The 3,550-nt window shown below is 67.5% G+C and carries 1 protein-coding gene; it reads left to right on the plus strand.

The features are described from left to right. Positions 1 to 12: 12 nt before the first annotated feature. Positions 13 to 3,550, plus strand: a 3,538-nt coding sequence (locus AB0C25_RS36495) for a type I polyketide synthase (RefSeq protein ID WP_357379635.1), incomplete at its 3' end; no start/stop codon positions are given.

Here is a 3,550-nt window from a genome sequence, read left to right on the forward strand (position 1 = left end):
CTGGGTGACCCGATCGAAGCGCAGGCGCTGCTCGCCACGTACGGACAGGACCGGTCCGAGCCGCTCTGGCTGGGCTCGATCAAGTCCAACATCGGCCACACGCAGGCCGCCGCCGGGGTGGCTGGGGTCATCAAGATGATCCAGGCTTTCCGGCACGAGTCCCTGCCGAAGACCCTGCACGTCGACGAGCCGACAGCGCAGGTGGACTGGTCCTCCGGGGCGGTGTCCCTGCTGACCGAATCGCGGCCCTGGCCGGCGACGGATCGTCCGCGTCGGGCTGGTGTCTCGTCGTTCGGGATCAGTGGCACGAATGCGCACGTGATTCTGGAAGAGGCGCCCGCCGTAGCGGAGGTGGCCTCGGAGTCTTCGGTGGGTGGTCCGGTGCCGTGGGTGTTGTCGGCGCGGTCCGAGTCAGCTCTGCGGGACCAGGCGGCCCGGCTCAGCGATTTCGTCGCGGCGCATCCGGAGATCTCTCCGGTCGACATCGGGTGGACGCTGGCAGGCCGGACTCGCTTCGAGCACCGTGCGGTCGTGCAGGCTGGTTCGTTTGAGGTGTCGCCGCGGGTGGCGGTGGAGGCGCGGTTGGGGGTGATGTTCACCGGTCAGGGTAGTCAGCGCCTCGGTATGGGTCGAGGTTTGTACGACACGTTCCCGGTGTTCGCGGCAGCGTTCGATGAGGTGTGCGATCTGCTCCCTGGTGACCTCAAGTCGGTCGTCTTCGGTGCTGACGCCGAGTTGTTGAACAACACGGAGTTCGCGCAGCCGACGTTGTTCGCGGTTGAGGTGGCGTTGTTCCGACTCGCCGAGTCGTGGGGTGTGCGCCCGCAGGTGTTGCTCGGCCACTCAGTGGGGGAGATCGTCGCCGCACACGTCGCGGGCGTCTTCTCCCTGGCGGATGCGTGCACGTTGATCGCGGCGCGTGGTCGGTTGATGGCAGCTCTGCCTGCGGGTGGGGCGATGGCCGCGATCGGCCTGGACGAGGCCACGGTCGCCGCGGCCTTGCGGGCAGATGCTGCGCGGGTGCAGATCGCCGCCGTGAACGGCCCCACTTCGGTGGTGATCTCGGGTGATGAGGGTGCTGTTGAGGAGTTGGTGGGGCGGTGGCGTGCTGAGGGTGTGCGGGTGCGTCGCTTGGCGGTGAGTCACGCGTTCCACTCGCATCTGATGGAGCCGATGCTGGCGGAGTTCACCACGGTGTTGGAGGGCCTGACGTTCGGGGCGGCGCGGGTGCCGGTGGTGTCGAACCTGACGGGTGAGGTTTCGGACTGCGGTTCGGTTGAGTACTGGGTGCGGCATGTGCGGGAAGCCGTCCGCTTTGCCGACGGTCTGGCGACGGTGGCGGGGATGGGGGTGACCGCCCTGCTGGAGTTGGGTCCGGACGGTGTGCTGTCCGCGATGGCGGATGACACGTTCGCGGTCGCTGCTCTGCGGGACGGTCGCGATGAGGCGGAGTCGTTTACTGCCGCGCTCGGTGGTCTTCATACGGTGGGTGTGGAGCTGGACTGGGCCGGTGTGTTCGCCGGCCGGGGGGCGAAGCTCGTCGACCTGCCGACCTACGCGTTCGAGCATCAGGAGTTCTGGCTTCGTAGCAGCGCCGGCACCGGAGACGCCGCGGGTCTGGGTCAGTCCGCGACTGGTCATCCGTTGCTTACCGCTGTCGTCACGGTTCCCGACAGCGACACGGTCGTGTTGACCGGTCGGCTGTCTGTGCAGACGCATCCGTGGTTGACCGACCACCGGGTCGGCGACGAGGTGATTCTCCCCGGCGCAGCGCTCGCCGAGCTCGCGGTCCACGCTGGTGACCAGGTTGGCTGCGGCACCGTCGACGAGCTCACCATCCACACGCCGCTGATCGTCCCGGCCCAGGGCGCGCTCGCGCTGCGCGTCACCGTGGACGACAACCGGGCCGTCGCCATCCACACTCGCCCGGACACCGCAGCGTCGGACGACCCGTGGACCCGGCACGCGAGCGGCGTCGTCACCACGGCCGAACCGGCCGGCGCAGCCGATCTGACCGCCTGGCCGCCGTCGAACGCCGAACAACTCGACACCGGGCACCTCTACGACGACCTCGCCGACACCGGACTCCACTACGGGCCCATCTTCCAGGGCCTGCACGCCGCCTGGCGGAAGGGCGACGAGGTCTACGCCGAGATCTCCCTGCCGGAGACGACGTCGGTGACCGGCTTCGGGCTGCACCCCGCACTCTTCGACGCTGCCCTGCACGCCGCCGCGTTTGGCGGCTTCGTCAGCTCCGCTGAAGAGGGGCGGACCCGACTCCCGTTCGCCTGGAGCGGAGTAAGTCTGCACGCTGTCGGCGCCACGGCGTTGCGCGTACGGCTCGCTCCCGCAGGCCCGGACGCGGTCTCGCTAACCATTGCGGACAGCACCGGAAACGCCGTGGCGCAGGTCCGCAAGCTCCACTTCCGAGCCATGGAAACCCGTGGCCCGGCGGATCACCTCTTCGCTGTTGATTGGGTTGATATGGCGCCGATGTCGGTGCCGGTGTCGGTGTCGGGTGAGGTGTTTGAGGTGGTGGTGTTGGAGCGTGTTGTGGGTGGTGTGGTTGATGGGGTGCGTGCGGTGGTGGGGGATGTGTTGGGTCGGGTGCAGTCGGTTGGTGGTGGTCGGTTGGTGGTGGTGGCGCGGGGGATGGATGTGGTGTCGGCGGCGGTGTTTGGGTTGGTGCGGTCGGCGCAGAGTGAGAGTCCGGGTCGGTTTGTGTTGGTGGATGTGGGTGATGTGGCGGTGACGGATGAGTTGGTAGCGGGTGCTGTGCGTGTGGGGGAGCCGGAGTTGCGGTTGTGGGAGGGGGTGTGGCAGGCCCGGCGTTTGGTGCGTGGGGTGGGTGGTGTGTCGGTGCGGGTGCCGGCGGCGGGGACGGTGTTGGTGACGGGTGGTACGGGCGCGTTGGGTGGCTTGTTGGCGCGGCACTTGGTGGTGGAGCACGGGGTGCGGAGTTTGGTGTTGACGGGTCGCCGGGGGGTGAGGGCGCCTGGCGTGGAGGACTTGGTCGATGAGTTGTCGGGGTTGGGCGCGGTGGTGCGGGTGGTGGCGTGTGACGTGTCTGATCGTGAGGCGGTCGCTGGGCTTCTTGGGGGGATCGCGGATCTGCGTGGGGTTGTGCATACCGCCGGTGTTCTTGACGACGGGCTGGTTGCGTCGTTGACGTCGGAGCGGGTTGGTCGGGTGTTTGGGCCGAAGGTGGATGGGGCGTGGTATTTGCATGAGTTGACGGCTGGTCGTGACCTGGAAATCTTTGTGGTGTTTTCGTCGGCGGCTGGTGTGGTGGGGAATATTGGTCAGGGGAATTATGCGGCGGCGAATAGTTTTCTCGACGAGCTGATCCGCCAGCGCAATGCGGCCGGGTTGGTCGGTACGTCCCTGGCGTGGGGTTTGTGGGATCAGGCCGGTATGGGTGCGGGTGTTGATGGTGTGCCGGGCTTGTCTGCGGTTGAGGGTTTGGCGCTGTTCGATGTGGGCTGGGCGCAGGGTGGGGTTTTGGTGCCGATGCGTCTTGACCTTCCTGCTCTTCGTGCGGGTGGTGATG

It is taken from the genome of Micromonospora sp. NPDC048839, assembly GCF_040649915.1.
GTDB lineage: Bacteria > Actinomycetota > Actinomycetes > Mycobacteriales > Micromonosporaceae > Micromonospora.